Genomic DNA, 18404 nt, shown 5'->3' on the forward strand with positions numbered 1-18404 from the left:
CAATCGTAAAATGCGGCGACTTCATTCTCTGTTTTAAGGCCAGATAACTGCCATGCGTGCCAGCCAGACTCTTATTGCCACTGTAAAGGAAACCCCCGCCGATGCCGAGGTGATCAGCCATCAGCTGATGCTGCGCGCCGGGATGATACGCAAGCTGGCCACCGGCCTCTACACCTGGTTGCCGCTGGGCCTGCGCGTACTGCGCAAGGTCGAACGCATTATCCGCGAGGAAATGGAGGCCGCCGGCGCCCAGGAAGTGCTGATGCCCGTCGTCCAGCCCGCCGAACTGTGGCAGGAGTCGGGCCGCTGGGAACAGTACGGCGCCGAATTGCTGCGCATTAACGACCGCCACCAGCGCGAGTTCTGCCTCGGCCCCACCCACGAGGAGGTGATCACCGACCTGATTCGCGGCGAAATTCGCAGCTACAAGCAACTGCCGGCCAACTTCTATCAGATTCAAACCAAATTCCGCGACGAGATTCGTCCGCGCTTTGGCGTGATGCGCTCGCGCGAATTCATTATGAAGGACGCCTACTCCTTTCATAACGACCAACAGTCCCTGCAGGCCACCTACGACGCCATGCACGCGGCCTACACCAATATCTTTACCCGTCTGGGCCTGGATTTTCGCCCGGTGATTGCCGATACCGGCTCCATCGGTGGCAGCGCCTCTCATGAATTCCATGTACTGGCCGAGTCTGGCGAAGACGATATCGCCTTCTCCGACAGCTCTGACTACGCCGCCAATGTCGAAATGGCCGAAGCCCTGGCCCCGGCCGGCGAGCGCCCGGCCGCCAGCCAGCAGCTGGAAAAAGTCAGCACCCCTGAGGTGGCAAGCATCGACGAGGTCTGCCGCTTCTTCGACTGCGCCGCCGAGCAAACCGTGAAAACCCTGCTGGTTTGCGGCGAAGCCGACGACGACGGCAAGCAGCCGCTGGTGGCGCTGGTGCTGCGCGGCGACCACAAACTGAATGATATTAAGGCCGAAAAGATTGCCGGCATTGCCAGCCCGCTGACACTGGCCGAAGACAAAGATATTAAAGCTGCACTGAATTGTGCGCCCGGCTCCATCGGCCCCGTCGGCTTAACACTGCGTACCATTGTCGACCGCAGCGCCGCCCACTGCAGCGACTTTATCTGCGGCGCTAATGAAGACGGTTTCCATTTGCGCGGCGTCAACTGGGAGCGCGACCTGCCATTGGGCGAGGTCGCCGACCTGCGCGACGTGGTCAGCGGCGACCCCAGCCCGGACGGTCAGGGCAGCCTGCAGATCAAACGCGGCATTGAGGTCGGCCATATCTTCCAGCTCGGCAGCAAATACTCCGAGGCGCTAAAGGCCACCGTGCTCAATGAGCAGGGCAAGGAGCAGGTGATGACCATGGGCTGCTATGGCATCGGCGTCACCCGCGTCGTCGCCTCGGCGATAGAGCAAAACAACGACGACAAGGGCATTATCTGGCCCGACAGCATTGCCCCCTTCCAGATTGCCATCGTGCCGCTGAACATGCAGAAGTCCGAGCGCGTGCGCGACACCGCCGAGCAGCTGTATGCCGAGCTGAAAGCCGCCGGCTACGATGTACTGCTGGACGACCGCAACGAGCGCCCCGGCGTGAAGTTTGCCGACATGGAGCTGATGGGCATTCCCCACCGCATTGTGGTGGGCGATCGCGGCCTCGACAAAGGCCTGCTGGAATACAAGCACCGCCGCGCCAGCGACAACGAGGATGTGGCGGTCGACCAGCTGATGAGCGTTATCGCGCAACGTGTCGCCGTCGCGTAAGGCCCTGCTCTGCCTGTGCCTGCTGCTCGCAGCCGGCACAGGCCTGGCCCAGCCCAAGAACCCGGCGGAGCGGGCGGCTCTGACTGCCTACCTGAAAGAAGCCCTGCACCGCGACGACAGTTTTCAGGACCGCTTTGAGGCCGAAGTCTGGCTGACCGATATGTCGGCCAGGCTTTCAGCCATTATCAAAAACCCCGAAGATCGCCTTGAATTGCTGCGCGCGGTACACCGCGAGGCGCAGGCCGCCGAGCTCGCCCCCGAATTGGTGCTGGCACTGATTCAGGTGGAAAGCTATTTCGATCGCTTTGCCATTTCCAGTGTCGGCGCCCAGGGGCTGATGCAGGTCATGCCCTTCTGGAAAAACGAAATAGGCCGGCCCAGCGACAACCTCACCGACATGAATACCAATCTGCGCTACGGCTGTCAGATCTTGCAGTTCTATCTCAAACGCGAGAAGGGCAATATGCGCCGGGCCCTAGCGCGCTACAATGGCAGCCTGGGTAAAAACTGGTACCCGGACCGGGTATTTCGCGCTTGGCGCAAGCGCTGGTACAACGGTCGCTTAAGCTATCGCGGCATAGACGGCTGAGGCGGCAGCCCATCGCGGCGCGGGCCATGTAGGCCGGCGCGATGGCGCTGCAACATTGCCAGACGCTGCTCTGGCGCCATCTCGGGCAACACCTTTGCCATCACCTCGTGACTGATGCGCTTAAGCCCCATATCCGCCTCGCGCAAGCGACTAAAAGCTTCAATCAAGGCCACTCGATCCAGCGTCGGCTCGGCCAACAGGGCCGACAGCTGACGCCGAGCCTTACGCAGCTCGCCGTGAGCGGCTCGCATTTCCCCCCGATGACGCTTCAACACCGCGCGCGCCTGATCGCTGAGCTGCCGTGGCGGCTGCTTGAGAATATGCCAGCTCATCGCCCGCGTAGCGCGATCATCCTGCCAGCGGTATCCCAGCCACGCCCCCACCACCACACCATTTGTCACCAGTGACAACACCAGGGCTGCCAGCAGTAGCCGTCGCTGATTCATAACTCCCCCTCCAGCCACGCATCGATATCGCGGCTACCGGTAATATCCAGATAAGCCAGCCCCTGATAGTCGTCGCCAGGGACAGAGAACTGGCCGACTTCGCCAACGCCAAGCGCCAGCCCTAGCAGCACGGCCGCCACGCTCGCCAGCCCCAATGGCCAGGCCAAGGAAGGCTGCGACGACGGCAGCTGCACGTGCTGCTGGCTAATCGCCGCCAGGCGCTGCTGCAAATCGCGACTGAGCACCAGCTCGGCGACACCGGCCTGCAGTTGCCGCTGCCAATCGCGCTCGCGCGCCATAAACTCACGGCGCAGCGCCGCACAGCGCGGGCTTAGCACCGTCAACGTGGCCAGTGGCCACAACCACCACGGCCACTGCTGCAACCGCGCACCATAGCGCTGCAAGGCCTGAGCATAGTTAATCATCGCGCTTCCCCAATACCTCTCTCAGTCGCTTTCTAGCCCGTCCCAACAGCGATTCCACCGCCTTGGGAGTGCTGTCCAGAATCTTGGCAATCTCTTTCACCGGCAGTTCGCGGTAATACCGAAACGCCAGCGCCGCGCGCTGCTCCTCTGACAACTGCGCCAGAGACTCACGCAGGGGCTCGGCCTGCCTTGCATAAGCGTCGTCGCCCCGGCCCTCAGCCTCTTCAGACAAGCATTCAGCCAACTCAGCGTCGACAACATGCCGGCGCTGAAAACGCTGGCAGTGGTTAATCGCCAGATTGCTGGCAACGCGATGCAACCAGGTGCTGAGCTTGGCATCGTCCTGCCAGTCCGGTGCCTGTTTCCACAGTCGTACAAACACCTCCTGACAAAGGTCCTCGGCATCCGCCCGCGACAACACAATGCGGTAAATGACATTCAGTACGCTCTGGCTGTGCCGCTGCAGCAATTGCTGAAACGCCGCGCCATCGCCCTCTGCCGTCCTCGCCAGCAGAGTCGCATCACTGCTTAGTCGCGCCATCAGCAGGCGACAAACCATCGCAGACTAGGCATCCCCTTACCACCCTCCTCGCTGAGGCCCACGCCCACCCCGGTGAATCTCCATAGCTGACAGCTGCCCGTCGCCATCGATGTCCTGTTTCGCCAACCGCCGCTGCGTCGCCGCCAAAATCTCTTCGGCAGAAATTAAGCCATCACCGTCAGCATCGGCACGCTCAAATCGGTCTGCACGGGATCCGGTACGCGCCTCGCGCCGCTGCGCCTTGAATTCACCAATCTCCTGCCGACTCACCTTACCGTCTTGATTCAAATCCATTTTCATAAAGTTCTCGGCTCGATTCACCGCCCTCTCTTCAGCACTGAACCCGGCCTCAGGGCCCGCGCCTCGGCATTCAGTTTGCGGCAGGGCCTGTACCGACACCGCGCCACATAGGCTAACTAACGCTAATAATTTAGTGGGAAATTTCATGCTGCACTGCTCCATTTCATCAAAGGGTGTTTAACGGCCGTTACTGGTTAAACACCGGCCGCAGCAAAATCCCTCGCCACCGAAATGCCAACTAGTTCACATTTGCAAGGCACTGCCATATAGTGGAGCTATAAAATAAGGTGCCCCTCCGCGCCGACAACAACAAAACAGGAAACACACCGTGCGACAATTTTCCTTATTCGCGCCGCTGCTCATCGCAGCAGCGTTGCTGCACGCCTCGGCATTACATGCTGAACAGCACAACAGTCGCCTCAGCTTGGAAGCCTTGATGGTTCACGAGGCCGCCCGCCAGTTGCACTCGGCAGAATCTACCGAGGCGGCCCACCACTGGTTACTCAGCAACTCAGAAATTGCCCGCCGCTACGTTCACGACCCGCTGTTGCGGCTGCGCATCCTGTCCACTGCGCACTACCACGCCACCTTGAACCAGCTGCCACCGGAATTGGTGTTGTCGGTTATTGCCGTAGAAAGTAGCTTCAACCCGCTGGCCACCTCAAAGGTGGGTGCCAGGGGACTGATGCAAGTGATGCCATTTTGGCGGGAAGAATTGGGAACAGGTAGTGACAACCTCTACGACATTGAGGTCAATATCCGCTACGGCTGCCAAATTTTGAAACGCTACCTAGAACGGGAGGATGGCAACCTACACCGGGCGCTGGCCCGCTACAATGGTTCGCTGGGTAGCTCGCGCTATCCACTCAAGGTGCTGCGGCGCTGGCACGGCTTTGACGACGACCTCTACGAGGCCCACCCATTACTGCTGGCCCAGCGCTAACACGCACACCGGCTAAGGCGCCAGAAACTCGTAGCGCCACACCCCCTCTTCCAAATAACAGCGGTTGCGAGCACCGGCGGCAGCGGGATTTTCCTGATCGTAACCGGCATCACCGGTATAGAGCATACACACGGCACCGTGGTGCTCGGTCAGGCGCGGATGAATATCCGGAACATCGCGATCGGCATAAAACTGCTGCGCCTGCCCGACCGTACTGCAGTGTGCCAACTCACTTAGGGTCACCAGTGTTGGTGGCATTAGCGCCAGCTCACCCGCGCGATGGGCACAAATAAAGTCCGCCGGACTGCCCCACTGGTGGGCGTCCATTTCCTCACCGTCAACGCATACCGACTGACCCGCGCCGTCGCACAGAAAAAACGCCGTCGCATAGCGCCGGCGCATATGAGCCGGCGTCGTCCAATAGGCCATTAACTGTAAACCTTCCTCAGCCAATCTCAGCGCGGCCTCCTCCTGGGATTCGCGAATAGCCGCCAACTGAAAAGCCCGCATACGATTGCCGTCCGCGTCGCGAAAATCCTCCGGGTCTACCGAGCCGCCAGGAAACACCCAGTGGCCGGCACCGAGGCGCATCTGCTCATGGCGGCGCAGTAACAATACCTCTAAGCCACCGCCGGTATCGCGCAACACCACCGCCGTAGCCGCCAATTGAATATTACTATCGCCTGTCACACCCAATGCTCCTCTAACGCGGCAAGCAAACGCCTGGGCTGCGGCCCGATACGGAAATTTTCCGGCAAGTCGACGTAGCGAATCACCCCCGCTTCGTCGACCAACAACAGCGTTGGCAACACCGTATCGCTGACTGCCGGCCCGACGCCAAAGGGCGTACCAAAGGGATGAATAATATCCAGTGCACGCGCCGCCTCCAGCGAGGGGTCACTGTAGAGTTCCACCTCTTCGGGCAGCCCGGCGAGTATTTTTTTACTGGCCGCAACCGGTTGGCTACTGATCAACGCCACCCGCATGCCGTAATCAATAAAATTCTGACAGTACAGAGAAAACTCGTGCAACTGGCTGCGGCACAGTGGACACCAATTGCCGCGAAAAAACAGCAACAGTGTTTTGCGTCCCTGAAATTCGCTAGACGCCCTGACTTCGCCAAGACTGCCACGCAGCTTAAACAGCGGTAGAGGGCGGCCCACCGCCAACAAGGGGTTGTCATCACGATCCAGGTAGGAATACCAAAACACATAGAGCAGCACCCCGCCCAGGCCAAGGCTCAAAGCGTACACCGTGGGCAGCGGCTGCATTTCTATCACCACCAGAAAAGCCCCCAGTAACGCCGCGATCAACTGGACAACGATAAAACGACTGACATGGAGAAAGGCGGCACTGTAAAGCAGGAGCACAAACAGCGGCACCGGCGTCACCGACAACCAAGCGCCAAACCAGGATAGGCTAAACCCACTGCCGAACAACATTTGCCAGGCACAGTGCAACGACGCCGCAACACATAGCAGTAAATAAGGTAAAACAAAGAAGCGCTTTGCCAGCGCCTTTATTAGAGTCATAAGTGGTCTTTATGGCCGTTAGTGATCTATATAGCCGCTTTTCCGTAAATTATCGTGGCAGCCACCCTGTTCAGCGCCGGCAATCTGCGCTAGCGTAAAGCCCTAGCATTGACCCGATCTTTTGGATTTGCTGTGTTTTCAGCAATAGCGAGACAGGCCATTAGGACATAGACTATTTCGGTATTCAATCTTGGACTCGAGCCCAGAGCGATTTAAATAAAGTTGTATTAACTCGCCTGTCGAAACATTTAAGACAACACAGGAAGTATTGGCGACTATGGCAAAGCTCTCCCTTATGGATCTGGCTTTTTTTCTCACTGAGACAGAAGCCAGCCCAAAGCACGTCGGCGGCATGATGATGTTCCGCAAGCCCCCGAAAGCCGGCCCCGACTTTGTTGAAAAAGCGGTGCGCGAATATGTCGGCTGCAATGCCGATATTCGCCCGCCATTCAACCAGGTGGTCAAATTCAGTACGTTCTCCACCCCCAGCTGGCAAGACGCCGCCGATTTCAACATCGAAGACCATGTCTTTAGCCATCGCCTAGAAGGCAGGGATTTTCGCGAATCCCTCTACGAGCTGATTGGCGAGCTGCACAGTCCCAAAATGGAACGTGACCGGCCGATGTGGGAAATTCACATTATCGAAGGCATCGACGACAAACGCTTCGCGGTCTATACCAAACTGCATCACGCCTATGCCGACGGCGTTACCATGTCGTCGATACTCGCCAAAAGCCTCAGCCAATCACCACGCGCCCACAAAGTGACCCCGATGTGGTCGGTCATTCCGGAAAGCCGCTTGGAAAATGCCGCCGACAGTGTGTCGATCATGAAGGTGCTGGCCAAGCTGGGGGGCCGCTCCAGCGACTATTTCCGCTCGGCCTTGGGCCTGTCTAAGCTCAGCGCGCAGCTGGCGCTAGAGGCGATGAAACTGACCAAGAATGCGGTGGCCGTGCCCTATCAGGCCAATCCCAATACCCCGCTCAATGGCCACGTCACCCCCGGCCGCCAAATTGCCACCGCGGCCGTGCCGATGGAACGCGTTAACGCACTGCGCAGCCTGACCCGCTCCACTCTCAACCATATCGCCCTAACCTGTATCGACGGCGCCCTGCACCGCTATTTGCAGGACTGCGAGGCCGATATCAACGAGCCGATCACCATCCAGATGCCGGTCAACCTGCGACGCCAGGGCGACAACAGCATGGGCAACAAGATCGGCATTGTATTGGTGGAATTAGCCAACAAAACCACCGACCCTTACGAGCGCCTGCGCGAAATTGGCTTTACCCTGCGCAATGTCCGCTACCAGGTCGACGGCGTACCACCAGCCTCGGTAATGGCCTACACCGTACTGCTCGGCAGTATTGCCCAGCTCACCGAACTGCTTAAGATTGACGACAAGCTGCCGCCACTGGGCAACACCCTGGTATCCAATGTGCCGGGGCCGGTCAAACCCCTGTATTTGAAAGGCGCAAGACTGGAGGAAATGTACCCAATCAGTGCATTGCCGCCCGGCTGTCATCTCAATATCACCTTGTACAGCTACGATGGGCGCCTGCAATTTGGTTTAGTCGCCAGCGCGGCACTTCCCAAACTGGAAGTACTCAGCGATTATATCCACGACGCGTTTGCCGACCTGGAGAATGCGGTGTCTCCAACATTGCTAGAAAAAAATAAAAAAGCCGTGGGCTAAACCACGGCATTACAAAAGCAAAAAAATCTCGCGCTTTCCTCGCGAAAGCCATACTGCCGCCAGCCACGCGACTGCGGTACGGGGAGTATTTTTTAAAACACTTGGAGAAGCTCTATGAGTTATTTTGTTACCGGTGGTACCGGTTTTATCGGCCGTTTTCTAATTGAACGTTTGGCGCGACGCAAGGGCACCATTTATGTGCTGGTGCGCCGCAGTTCCAAACAAAAATACCAAGACCTGCTGGACAAAACCGGGCTGAGCAAAGAACGCCTGGTACCGGTATGGGGTGACTTGTCGAAAAACAAACTGGGCATCAGCGCCAAGGAAATGGCCAAGCTCAAAGGTGAGATCAAACACTTTTATCACCTCGCCGCGATCTACGACCTGAAGGCCGATGCCGAAAGTCAGGAAGTCACCAACATTCAGGGCACCAAAAGTGCCATCGCCGCTGCCGAGGCCATGGAGGCCGGCTGCTTCCACCTAGCGAGCTCCATCGCCGCCGCAGGCCTGTACAAGGGCGTGTTCCGCGAGGATATGTTCGAAGAGGCCGAGGGCCTTAAGCACGCCTACTTCCGCACCAAGCACATCTCCGAGGGGCTGGTGCGCAAGGAGTGCAGCATTCCCTACCGTATCTATCGCCCGGCAATGGTGGTGGGCGATTCTAAAACCGGGGAAATGGACAAGGTCGACGGCCCCTACTACTTCTTCAAACTGATTCAGAAGCTGCGCTACCGTATACCGCAGTGGTGCCCGATCATCGGCATTGAAGGCGGCCAGATGAATATCGTGCCGGTCGACTACGTCGCCGACGCCATGGACTACCTGTCCCACAAGCCTAAACTCGATGGCCAGTGCTTCCACCTGGTTAACCCCAATGCCCACAAAGTCGGCGAAGTGCTAAATATTTTTGCCAAGGCCGCCCACGCCCCCAAAATGGCGCTGCGTATCGACTCGCGGATGTTTGCCTTTATCCCGCCGTCGATCACTGGCCTAGTTAAAAATATGCCGCCGGTCAAACGCCTGACCAATGCGGTGTTGGCGGACTACCATATTCCCGCTGACGGTCTGCAGTTTATGAATATGCCGACCCGCTTCGACGCCCGTGCCACCGAGAAAGCCTTGAAGGGTAGCGGCATCGAGCTGCCCGAACTCGAAGAGTACGCCTACAAGCTGTGGGACTACTGGGAGCGCAACCTCGACCCCGACCTGTTCAAAGACCGCAGTCTGCGGGGCAATGTTGAAGACAAGGTGATTGTCATCACCGGTGCCTCATCGGGCATCGGCAAGGCCAGCGCACTGAAACTCGCCGAAGCCGGCGCCCAAGTGGTACTGGTGGCGCGCAGCCTGGACAAGCTCGAAGAAACCCAGAAAGAAATTTCCGCCCTGGGTGGCACCAGCTTTGCCTATACCTGCGATGTCTCCAACCTGGAGTCCTGTGACGAATTAGTGGCGACACTATTGAAAAATCACGGTCACGTCGACGTGCTGGTCAACAACGCCGGTCGCTCAATTCGCCGCTCGCTGGAACTGACCTTCGACCGCTTCCACGACTTTGAGCGCACCATGCAGCTCAATTACTTTGGCGCGATCCGTCTGATCATGGGCCTGGCCCCCTCCATGCTGGAGCGCAAAGCCGGCCACGTTATCAATATTTCGTCGATCGCCGTGATCGTCGGCACCTCGCCTCGCTTCTCGGCCTACGCCGCGTCAAAGTCGGCACTGGATGCCTTCTCGCGCAGCGCCGCGGCGGAATTTTCCGATCGCAACATCGCCTTCACCACCATCAATATGCCGCTGGTGCGCACACCGATGATCGGCCCCACCTCGATCTACAATGCGGTGCCGACGCTGTCGCCAGAAGAAGCGGCAGATATGATCTGCGAAGCGATTGTGAAGCGTCCCAAGCGAATTGCCACCGGCCTGGGTATTACCATGCAAGTGCTGAACGCGGTGATGCCCAAAGCCACCGAGATCATTATGAACACGGTATTCCGCACCTTCCCGGACTCCGCTGCGGCCAAGGGCGAGGGCGAGGACGGCAAAACCGAAGCCTCTTCCGAGCAGGTGGCACTGGCGGCAGTGCTCAAAGGGATTCACGTATAAGTCCAGCGCGACTTATCGAGAAACCGCTGCCAAAGGCCCTGCAGGCAACGCCTGCAGGGCCTTTTTATTTTTAGGAAAGTGAAATCTGGCCAGCGACTGCCCCGCAGACCCTTAGCGATCGGCTTTAATAAAACAGCAGCGGGTGACGAAGATCGGCGCGGAGTAATTCATCCAGCGCCAGTTGCCGGTCTTCGGGGTAAAGCGTGGTAATGGTCAGCCTCGGCTCGGAAGCAAAGGCCGTTGGCCCCAGCGCGCCCACCGCCGTACTGACACTGAAAAATCGCCGCATCGCGCCATCGATGGCCAGCTGCACACGAAAGCTCGCCATCGGCTCCACCGCCGCCGCGCGCTGTTGCCAATCGGCCGGCACCGAGGGGTAGCGGCACAGCCGCTCCAGTGTCGCCTGCACGTCGGCATCGGCAGTGAACAAGGCCGACTGCTGAATTGACATCAAAATGGCCGACAGGGTGTCTTCCCAATTGCTGACCGCGTTCTCTGCCGACTGCGAACTGAACATAAAGTCGTAGAAATTGCGCATCTCGCGCAGCTCTCCAGCCGGCATCAGCCGCGCATAGAAGCCCACCCAACCGCGATTGACCATCAGGATATTGGCGGAGTGATCAACCAGCGACGCCGGGTAGGGATCGAGCGCACTCAGCGTCATAATCATCGCATTGCGCAGCCACTTCAGTTCCGGCGACTCGAAGTCCACCCGCTCTTCACTGGGGGCAAAACCCGCAGCGATCAGCAGGTGGCTGAGATCGCGGCGACCGAGTTTGAGCACCCGGCCGATGTCGCGCACCATGGCCTCGCTGGGGCGGCTGCTGCCGTTCTCCATGCGACTGATATGGCGCGGCGAGCTGTCGAGCTCAAAGGCCAGCTGCTCCTGGCTGATGCGGTGCACGCCGCGCCAAAACCTGAGAAATCGCCCAAAACTCGATGCCGCAACTACCAAAACAATTCCGCCTGCAAATGCCGATGTGGGCTTGGATAGTACCCCTCTGGGGCGGCGGCCTCAATCCGCGCCCAGCGCCTCAGTCGACTAAGTCGACAGGCACACTGAGTTCCATCGACAGCAGCATCTGCGCCAGCGCCTTGCCCTGGGAATCGACTCGCAGCGAAGCACTACCGCCGCCCCCCAGCGCCTCGCTCATCAAAAAATTGAAGGCCTTAAAACCGGGCACATCAAAGCGCTGCACTCGCCCCGCCACCAGGTGGGCAAAATACTCGGCCACGGCCTCCTCGCTCAGCGCGCTGGCGATATAGGGCAGATAGTCGGCGCGACGGGCTATCACCCCGATATTGGCGTAATTGCCTTTATCGCCACTGCGGGCGTAGGCCAATTGTTCCAGCGTCACCCTGCGCAACGCCCCATCGGCTGTTGTGGTGAAAGCCTCATAGCGCCGCCCCGGCGCCGGCGCGGATGACTCGCCGGGGTAGCAGCGCTCACTGATTACCTGCTCATTGAGCTGCACCATCACCGGCACCTCGGTCTTGGGCAGCAGCGCGGAATGCACCCGAATTAAGGGACTGGGCGACACCCGGCCCGCACCGAAGCCGCTCATGCCCGGCGCCGCCGAGGTCGCCAGGTAGGCGAACTCATGAGAGGCAAAGATCAGGGCCTCGCGGCTGTCGTGGTGCAGCCCGTACTTGGCCATGACCTCTCGCACACCGCTATTGCGGGCATGGGGGCCATAGGTATCTTCGGCGCCGATAATCTCGATACACACCTGCTTAAAATCGCCCCAGCCACGCTCGACAAACACCTGCTGGCAGCGGCTTACCCAGGCATTGAGACTGGCGCGCGCCTTGGCCGGGGCGCGCAGGCCACCGATAAACGCTGTGCCCATCAATCGATAGCCATCGACCCAGGTCGCACAGACCTTGTAGCTGTCACCCGGCGCGCGACCGCGGGCGTTGCTGACCCGCAGGCGATTATCGCCCAGCTCCTGCAAGCGGACATCGCTAAAATCACAGGCCACATCGGGCAACAGGTAATTGGCCGGATCACCAATCTCATAGAGAATTTGCTCGGCCACGGTGGCACTGCTCACCATGCCGCCGGTGCCCGGCGCAATGCCCACCACAAAGCTGCCATCGCCACTGACTTCAGCAATGGGATAGCTCATCGTTGAGAAATCCGGCACCAGCTGCCAGTCGGTAAAATTGCCGCCGGTGCACTGGGCGCCGCATTCCAATACGTGACCGGCCAACGCCGCCTGGGCGAGACGATCGTAATCATTGTCGGCCCAGCCAAACTCGTGCATCAGCGGCGCGATCACCACCGCGCTGTCCACCACCCTGCCGGTGACCACAATATCGGCACCAGCGGCCAGCGCCTCGGCAATGGGCTTCGCGCCGAGATAGGCATTGATGCTGGCGAGCTTGTCCGGCAGCGGCGCGCCGCTCTCCATCTCGGGCAGTCCGCGCTCGGCCAACTCGCCTTGGCGAGGCGACAAGTCGTCGCCATAGACACCGGCGATATTCAGCGACAAACCGCTGTCCGCCGCCAGCTTTTGCAGGGCCGCCATACAGGCCGGGACATTCACGCCGCCGGCATTGGCGATCACCTTTATGCCCTTGGCGGCGCAGTCGGCCAATACATCGCGCATCGCCACCGTGACAAAATCCACCGCAAATCCCAGGCGCTCATCGCGCGCCCGCGCCTTGGCGAGAATGCCCATCGTCACTTCGGCCAAATAGTCGAATACCAAATAATCCAACTCGCCCTTGTCGACCAACTGCCGGGCGGCGAGCTGGCTGTCGCCGTAAAACGCCGACGCACAACCGATTCTGACCACTTTCTCGTCCATCACACCTCCTCCGCGGCGCTGACTTCGGCCAATAACTGGCGCGCCTTCACCTGCATGCCGCGCTCGCAGCTAATACTGCTCACCACACCGTCCACGCCGGCTTTGAGAGGGTGCTCCATTTTCATCGCCTCCAACACCACCAGCGTTTGGCCTTTGGTCACCGCCTCACCGACGCCGACCAGCACCTCGACAATCGCGCCGTCCATCGACGCCTTCACCTGACCGCTGCCAGCGGCGCCGGCCACCTCGGCGGGGGCATGACTGAGGTCGTCAAAGGCGTAGTGGCCGCTGCCATCGTCCAGATACAGGCGGTCGCCGTCGAAGGCGTAACTAAAGCGCCGGATCACACCCTGCTCATCCACCACACAGTATTGGCCATCGGCGCTGAGCAGACCTAACTCCAGCTGCTCACCCGCCACGCTCACCCAGCGCCGCTCGCCTTCGGCTTGTAGATTGACGGTGTAGCGCCGGCCCCCACAGGCCAAACTGAACACATAACTCTGCGGGGCACTGCGACGCCACGCAAAACCGCTGTCAGCCTGGGCCACCCCCTTTTGGAAGTAGAGCAGTGCCGCCCGCGCCAGGCAGCTCAGCGCGGGGCCGGTATCGGCCAAACTCGCATCCTCACTGCAGTGTTGGTCGATAAACGCGGTGGTCGCCTGACCGGCAATAAACTGCGGGTGGCGCAGCACATTCTGTAGAAACAGCTTGTTGTTGTTGACGCCGAGCAGCACGCTGTCCTGCACGGCCGATGCCAAGCGCCGCAGGGCCTCCTCGCGACTCGGCGCCCAGCAAATCATCTTGGCCAGCATGGGGTCGTAGTGGGGGCTGACCCACTGCCCTTCAACAATGCCGCTGTCGAGCCTGAAACCGTCGCGCTGCGGGGTTTGCCAACGCGCGACCACCCCGGTCTGCGGCATAAACTGCGCACGCGGGTCCTCGGCATATAGCCGCACCTCAACGGCGTGCCCATTGAGTACAACCTCGCTCTGCTGCAGCGGCAGGGGCTCGCCGCTGGCAACCCGCAGCTGCCACTCCACCAGATCCAGGCCGGTGATCATCTCGGTCACCGGGTGCTCGACCTGCAGACGGGTGTTCATTTCCAGAAAATAAAAATTGCGCTCGGCATCGACCAGAAACTCCACCGTGCCGGCGCCGCGATACTGGCAGGCCTGCGCGGCGGCCACCGCCGCCTCGCCCATGCGCTGGCGCAGGGCCTCGTCGACAAAGGGCGACGGCGCCTCCTCCACCACTTTCTGGTGGCGGCGCTGCACCGAGCAGTCGCGCTCTCCGAGGTAGATACAGTTGCCCTGCTTGTCGGCAAATACCTGTATTTCAATATGGCGAGGCTGCTGCACGGCTTTCTCTAGAATCAGTTCATCACTGCCAAAGGCCGACAGCGCCTCGGAGCGCGCCGTGCGAATCTGCTCGGCGAGTTCATCTGCGCGCTCAACCAGGCGCATACCCCGACCACCGCCGCCCGCAGAGGCCTTGACCATCAGTGGAAAGCCGATGGTTTTGGCCTCGCTGATCAAGCGCTCATCGCCTTGCTCGGCGCCCTCGTAGCCCGGCACGCAGGGCACACCCGCCTCGAGCATGGCAATTTTGGACAGGCGCTTGCTGCCCATCAATTCAATGGCCTCGGCCGACGGCCCGATAAACACGATACCGCGCTCTTCACAGGCGCGGGCAAAACCGGCGTTTTCCGATAAAAATCCGTAACCGGGGTGAATGGCATCGGCGCCGGTTTTGGCCGCCGCGTCGAGAATCGCCTCGACCCGCAGGTAGGACTCAGACACCGCCGCCGGGCCAATGCACACCGCCTCATCGGCCTGCGCCACATGGGGGGCATCGCGGTCGGCCTCACTGAACACCGCCACACTGCGGTAACCCATGGCGCGGGCGCTGCGAATAACCCGCAGGGCAATTTCGCCGCGGTTGGCGACCAGTATTTTCGTAATGTTTGTCATGCTTGCTGCTTCCCCAACTTAAACCCAGTTTGGCTTGCGCTTGTCGATAAATGCCCGCGTTCCTTCCTGCCCCTCGGCACCATTCAGCGACTGTGAAAACAGGTCGGAGGCGTGATCGAGAAGCGATTCCAATTCCATGTCGCCAACCTGCATCAGCAGTGCCTTGGTCGCGGCCGTCGCCTCCGGCGCACAGCGGCGCAGGGCCGCGGTGGTTTTGGCCAGCTGCGCGTCGAGCTGCTCGGCATCCTCGGCAACAAAGTGCACCAGGCCTATCTTCGCCGCCTCGCGGCCGTCTATGCGCTCGCCGGTTAGCGCCAGCCGGCGCGCCTGGGTCAGTCCGACCCGCAGCACCACGAAGGGGGCGATTTGCGCGGGAATAATGCCCAGCCCTGTTTCCGGCATGGCAAATTTGGCGTCGGCACGGGCGATCGCCACATCCGAAATACAGGCCAGACCGAAACCACCGCCCAGCACCGCCCCCTCCAGCAGCGTGATAACTAACTGCGGCGCCTTATTCACCTGGGTAATCATATGGCCGAAGCTGCGATTAAAATTCCACGCAGCTTGCTCGGCGGACAGCGGCTGGCCGTGCTCGTCCACAGCGCCGTCGTTCATCCCGGCGATATCGCCGCCGGCGCAGAAATTCCCCTCGGCGCCGCGCAGCACCACCGCGCGCACGCTGCGGTCGTCGGCGATGGCGTCGAACACCGCCATAAGCTCTGACACCAAGGCTTTGTTCATGGCATTGCGTTTTGCCGGGCGATTCAGCGTAATGTTGAGCACCCCCTCATCGAGGGCCAGCAACAGTTCCTTACATTCGGGCAACATCGCTTGTCTCCTTTCGCACTTACAGGCGGGCAATACCAAAGGTATTGGCGGTGAGTGAACGCGCATCGCCCTCTCGGCAGATACTCAGCACAAAGGCCAAAACACTGCGGGTATCGCGCGGGTCGATAATGCCGTCGTCCCACATCCGCGCGGTGTTGGCCAGGGCGTGGGATTTCGCCGCCATGGTGTCCACGGTGTCTTTTTCCAGCGCGTCGAGCATTTCCTCGCTTACCTGACCGGCGCGGCGCATCTTCGCCTCGGCAACCTGACGCATCACGCTGCCCGCCTGGGCGGGCCCCATCACCGACACCACGCTGCGCGGCCAGGCAAACATAAAGCGCGGCTCCATGCCGCGACCGCACATGGCATAATTGCCCGCGCCGTAGGAGCCGCCCACCACAATGCTGATGCGCGGCACGCTGGCGTTGGTCACCGCCTGAATCAATTTGGAGCCGTGTTTGATAATACCGCCCTGCTCGGCCTCGGTGCCGACGATGAAACCGGTGGTGTTATGTAAAAACACCAGTGGCGTTTGGGACTGCTCGCAGAGCTGGATAAACTGACCGGCCTTGGCCGCGCCCTTGGCAGTGATCGGGCCGTTGTTGCCAATCACCCCGCAGGCAATGCCTTCAATCGCGGCGTGACCGCAGATAGTGCCGATATCGAAGTCGGGCTTAAATTCGAGAAAGTCCGAGGCATCGGCAATGCGGGCGATAATTTCGCGGACATCGTAGGGCGTTTTCGGGTCCTCCGGCACGATGCCCAGCAGCTCTTCCGCGTCGTAGCGCGGCGGCTGGAACTCCGCCTGACGATGGCCGGGCTGCGCCTTGTTCCAGTCCAGTTTGGCCGTCACCTCGCGGGCGATGCGGATACCGTCGGCGTCATTTTCCGCCAGATAGTCGGCGGTGCCGGCGACCTCGGCGTGCATTTCCGCGCCGCCAATTTCCTCGTCACTGGCCACCTCGCCAGTCGCCGCCTTGAGCAGCGCCGGGCCGGCAAGGTAGACCGTCGACTGGCGGCGAATCATGATCACGTAGTCGGACAAGCCCGGCTGGTAGGCGCCGCCCGCCGTGGCACTGCCGTGTACCACGGTGATTTGCGGAATCCCCATGGCCGACAGTTTGGCCTGCACCGCAAAGCCCGAGCCCGAGGGGCCAAAAAAATCCCCCAGCAACTTCAAGTTGCCGCCGCCGCTTTGCGCCAGGGTGAGCACCGGCAGCTTGTTGTCGATGGCGATGCGCATCATCCGCTGGCGTTTGGCGCTGCCCAGCGGGGTGATACTGCCGCCCTTGGTCAGGTAATCGTCGACCATCACCATGCAGCGCACCCCGCCAACATAGCCAATGCCGGCGATGCAACTGCCGCCGGCGGCGCTGCCGTCGCGGTCTTCTTCCTGCATATAGCCGCACAGCGTCGACAGTTCCAGGTAGGGCGAGCCGGCGTCGAGGAGGCTGCTGAGGCGCTCGCGGGGCGGCAGTAAACCGCGCTCGCGATAGCGCGGCACTTTCTGCTCTGCGGCGGCAATCACCCGCTGTTCAATGCCGCGAAACTCGGCAATCGCCTCGCGCATAACGTCGGCGTTGCGCTGAAAGCTGGGGGATCGGCTGTCGATCTGCGATTCTAGTGTCGCCATGGTTGTTTCCTTGCTGTGTTCACGATGACTTGTTGCGACCGGGGTGGGTGCCCATCAATTTACAGATAATGCCCAGCATCACTTCATCGGCGCCGCCACCAATGGAGGTCAGGCGGGTATCGCGGTAGGCGCGGGCGATGGGGTTGTCCCACATAAAGCCCATGCCTCCCCAGTACTGCAGACAGGAGTCGGTCACTTCCCGTGCCAGACGCCCCGCCTTGAGCTTGGCCATCGACGCTTTCATGGTGACGTCGCCACCGTTGATATATTCCTCCACTGCGCTGTATACCAAGGCGCGCAGCGCCTCGACTTCGCACTGCAGTTCGGCCATGCGAAAGTGCACCACCTGATTGTTCAGCAGCGGCTGGCCAAAAATTTCCCGCTCGCGGGCGTAGTCAATGGTCTGCTCAATACAGGACTCCATGCCCTTAATTTGCCCGGCGGCGGCATACAGGCGCTCTTCCTGAAACTGCAACATCTGGTAAATAAAGCCCTGACCTTCCTCGCCGATGCGGTAGCGTTGCGGCACCCGCACATCGTCAAAAAATACCTGCGCAGTATCCGAGGAACGCATACCCAGTTTGTTTAGCCGCGGCGAAAACGATACGCCGGGGGTCTTGGTGGGGACGATAATCAGCGATTTATTGCTGTGCGGCTTATCGTCACTGGTATTGGCCAGCAGGCAGAGGTAGTCGGCCTGGGTGGAATTGGTAATCCACATCTTGGTGCCGTTAATCACATAGTCGTCGCCGTCTTTGCGCGCGCTGGTTTTTATCGCCGCCACATCCGAGCCGGCGTGGGGCTC

The 18404-nt window shown here is 60.3% G+C and carries 17 protein-coding genes; 5 read left to right on the top strand and 12 right to left on the bottom strand.

Annotation, left to right across the window (positions count from 1 at the left end):
- Positions 1-52 precede the first annotated feature (52 nt).
- Together ABYM29_RS05860 and ABYM29_RS05865 are read left to right on the top strand one after the other, a co-directional pair.
- Positions 53-1780, top strand: a complete 1728-nt coding sequence (locus ABYM29_RS05860) for a proline--tRNA ligase (RefSeq protein WP_372863317.1) — start codon at positions 53-55, stop codon at positions 1778-1780.
- Positions 1764-2369, top strand: a complete 606-nt coding sequence (locus ABYM29_RS05865; protein ID WP_372863319.1) for a lytic transglycosylase domain-containing protein — start codon at positions 1764-1766, stop codon at positions 2367-2369. The genes ABYM29_RS05860 and ABYM29_RS05865 overlap by 17 nt, the downstream gene beginning before the upstream one ends.
- Here ABYM29_RS05865 and ABYM29_RS05870 read toward each other — a convergent pair.
- The 4 genes from ABYM29_RS05870 to ABYM29_RS05885 are packed head-to-tail and all read right to left on the bottom strand — an operon-like array spanning position 2348 to position 4228.
- A complete protein-coding gene (locus ABYM29_RS05870; RefSeq protein WP_372863322.1) occupies positions 2348-2815 on the bottom strand; it encodes a periplasmic heavy metal sensor in 468 nt (155 codons plus the stop codon). The genes ABYM29_RS05865 and ABYM29_RS05870 overlap by 22 nt on opposite strands.
- Positions 2812-3240 (bottom strand): hypothetical protein, encoded by a 429-nt coding sequence (locus ABYM29_RS05875; RefSeq protein ID WP_372863324.1) that lies wholly within the window; start codon positions 3238-3240, stop codon positions 2812-2814. The genes ABYM29_RS05870 and ABYM29_RS05875 overlap by 4 nt, the downstream gene beginning before the upstream one ends.
- Positions 3233-3799 carry an RNA polymerase sigma factor gene (locus ABYM29_RS05880; RefSeq protein ID WP_372863325.1) on the bottom strand — a complete coding sequence of 189 codons (567 nt, stop codon included), beginning with the start codon at positions 3797-3799 and terminating at the stop codon, positions 3233-3235. Before ABYM29_RS05880 ends, ABYM29_RS05875 begins: the two co-directional genes overlap by 8 nt.
- Positions 3800-3817: 18 nt before the next feature.
- Complete coding sequence (locus ABYM29_RS05885) at positions 3818-4228, bottom strand: hypothetical protein (RefSeq protein ID WP_372863328.1); 411 nt, start codon at positions 4226-4228, stop codon at positions 3818-3820.
- A 181-nt stretch (positions 4229-4409) separates the two neighbouring features.
- On the opposite strand from ABYM29_RS05885, the gene ABYM29_RS05890 reads away from it, so the two are divergent.
- Entirely contained in the window at positions 4410-5024 is a 615-nt protein-coding gene (locus tag ABYM29_RS05890) for a lytic transglycosylase domain-containing protein (RefSeq protein WP_372863330.1), read from the top strand.
- A 12-nt stretch (positions 5025-5036) separates the two neighbouring features.
- On the opposite strand, the gene ABYM29_RS05895 is transcribed toward ABYM29_RS05890, so the two are convergent.
- Together ABYM29_RS05895 and ABYM29_RS05900 are read right to left on the bottom strand one after the other, a co-directional pair.
- Positions 5037-5714, bottom strand: coding sequence for an NUDIX domain-containing protein (locus tag ABYM29_RS05895; RefSeq protein ID WP_372863333.1), 678 nt, complete (start codon positions 5712-5714; stop codon positions 5037-5039).
- Positions 5711-6556, bottom strand: a complete 846-nt coding sequence (locus ABYM29_RS05900) for a redoxin domain-containing protein (RefSeq protein WP_372863336.1) — start codon at positions 6554-6556, stop codon at positions 5711-5713. Before ABYM29_RS05900 ends, ABYM29_RS05895 begins: the two co-directional genes overlap by 4 nt.
- A 277-nt stretch (positions 6557-6833) precedes the next feature.
- Between ABYM29_RS05900 and ABYM29_RS05905 the strand changes: the two genes are divergently transcribed.
- Positions 6834-8252 carry a wax ester/triacylglycerol synthase family O-acyltransferase gene (locus ABYM29_RS05905; protein WP_372863338.1) on the top strand — a complete coding sequence of 473 codons (1419 nt, stop codon included), beginning with the start codon at positions 6834-6836 and terminating at the stop codon, positions 8250-8252.
- A gap of 114 nt (positions 8253-8366) precedes the next feature.
- The gene (locus ABYM29_RS05910) at positions 8367-10355 is read left to right on the top strand and encodes an SDR family oxidoreductase (RefSeq protein WP_372863341.1); all 1989 of its coding nucleotides are present in this window, start codon (positions 8367-8369) and stop codon (positions 10353-10355) included.
- Between the two features lie 124 nt (positions 10356-10479).
- On the opposite strand, the gene ABYM29_RS05915 is transcribed toward ABYM29_RS05910, so the two are convergent.
- The 6 genes from ABYM29_RS05915 to ABYM29_RS05940 all read right to left on the bottom strand — a co-directional run.
- Positions 10480-11310 carry a helix-turn-helix domain-containing protein gene (locus ABYM29_RS05915; protein ID WP_372863343.1) on the bottom strand — a complete coding sequence of 277 codons (831 nt, stop codon included), beginning with the start codon at positions 11308-11310 and terminating at the stop codon, positions 10480-10482.
- Positions 11311-11389: 79 nt separating this feature from the next.
- The gene (locus ABYM29_RS05920; RefSeq protein ID WP_372863345.1) at positions 11390-13168 is read right to left on the bottom strand and encodes an acyclic terpene utilization AtuA family protein; all 1779 of its coding nucleotides are present in this window, start codon (positions 13166-13168) and stop codon (positions 11390-11392) included.
- Positions 13168-15138: an acetyl-CoA carboxylase biotin carboxylase subunit gene (locus tag ABYM29_RS05925; RefSeq protein WP_372863348.1), complete on the bottom strand. Its 1971-nt coding sequence runs from the start codon at positions 15136-15138 to the stop codon at positions 13168-13170. Before ABYM29_RS05925 ends, ABYM29_RS05920 begins: the two co-directional genes overlap by 1 nt.
- A gap of 18 nt (positions 15139-15156) precedes the next feature.
- Complete coding sequence (locus ABYM29_RS05930) at positions 15157-15966, bottom strand: enoyl-CoA hydratase/isomerase family protein (protein ID WP_372863349.1); 810 nt, start codon at positions 15964-15966, stop codon at positions 15157-15159.
- Between the two features lie 19 nt (positions 15967-15985).
- Positions 15986-17599 (bottom strand): acyl-CoA carboxylase subunit beta, encoded by a 1614-nt coding sequence (locus ABYM29_RS05935; RefSeq protein ID WP_372863352.1) that lies wholly within the window; start codon positions 17597-17599, stop codon positions 15986-15988.
- Between the two features lie 19 nt (positions 17600-17618).
- The coding region (locus ABYM29_RS05940) for an acyl-CoA dehydrogenase family protein (RefSeq protein WP_372863353.1) at positions 17619-18404 on the bottom strand (786 nt) is incomplete at its 5' end.

Source organism: Spongiibacter sp., assembly GCF_041602295.1.
In the GTDB taxonomy this organism is placed as follows: domain Bacteria; phylum Pseudomonadota; class Gammaproteobacteria; order Pseudomonadales; family Spongiibacteraceae; genus Spongiibacter.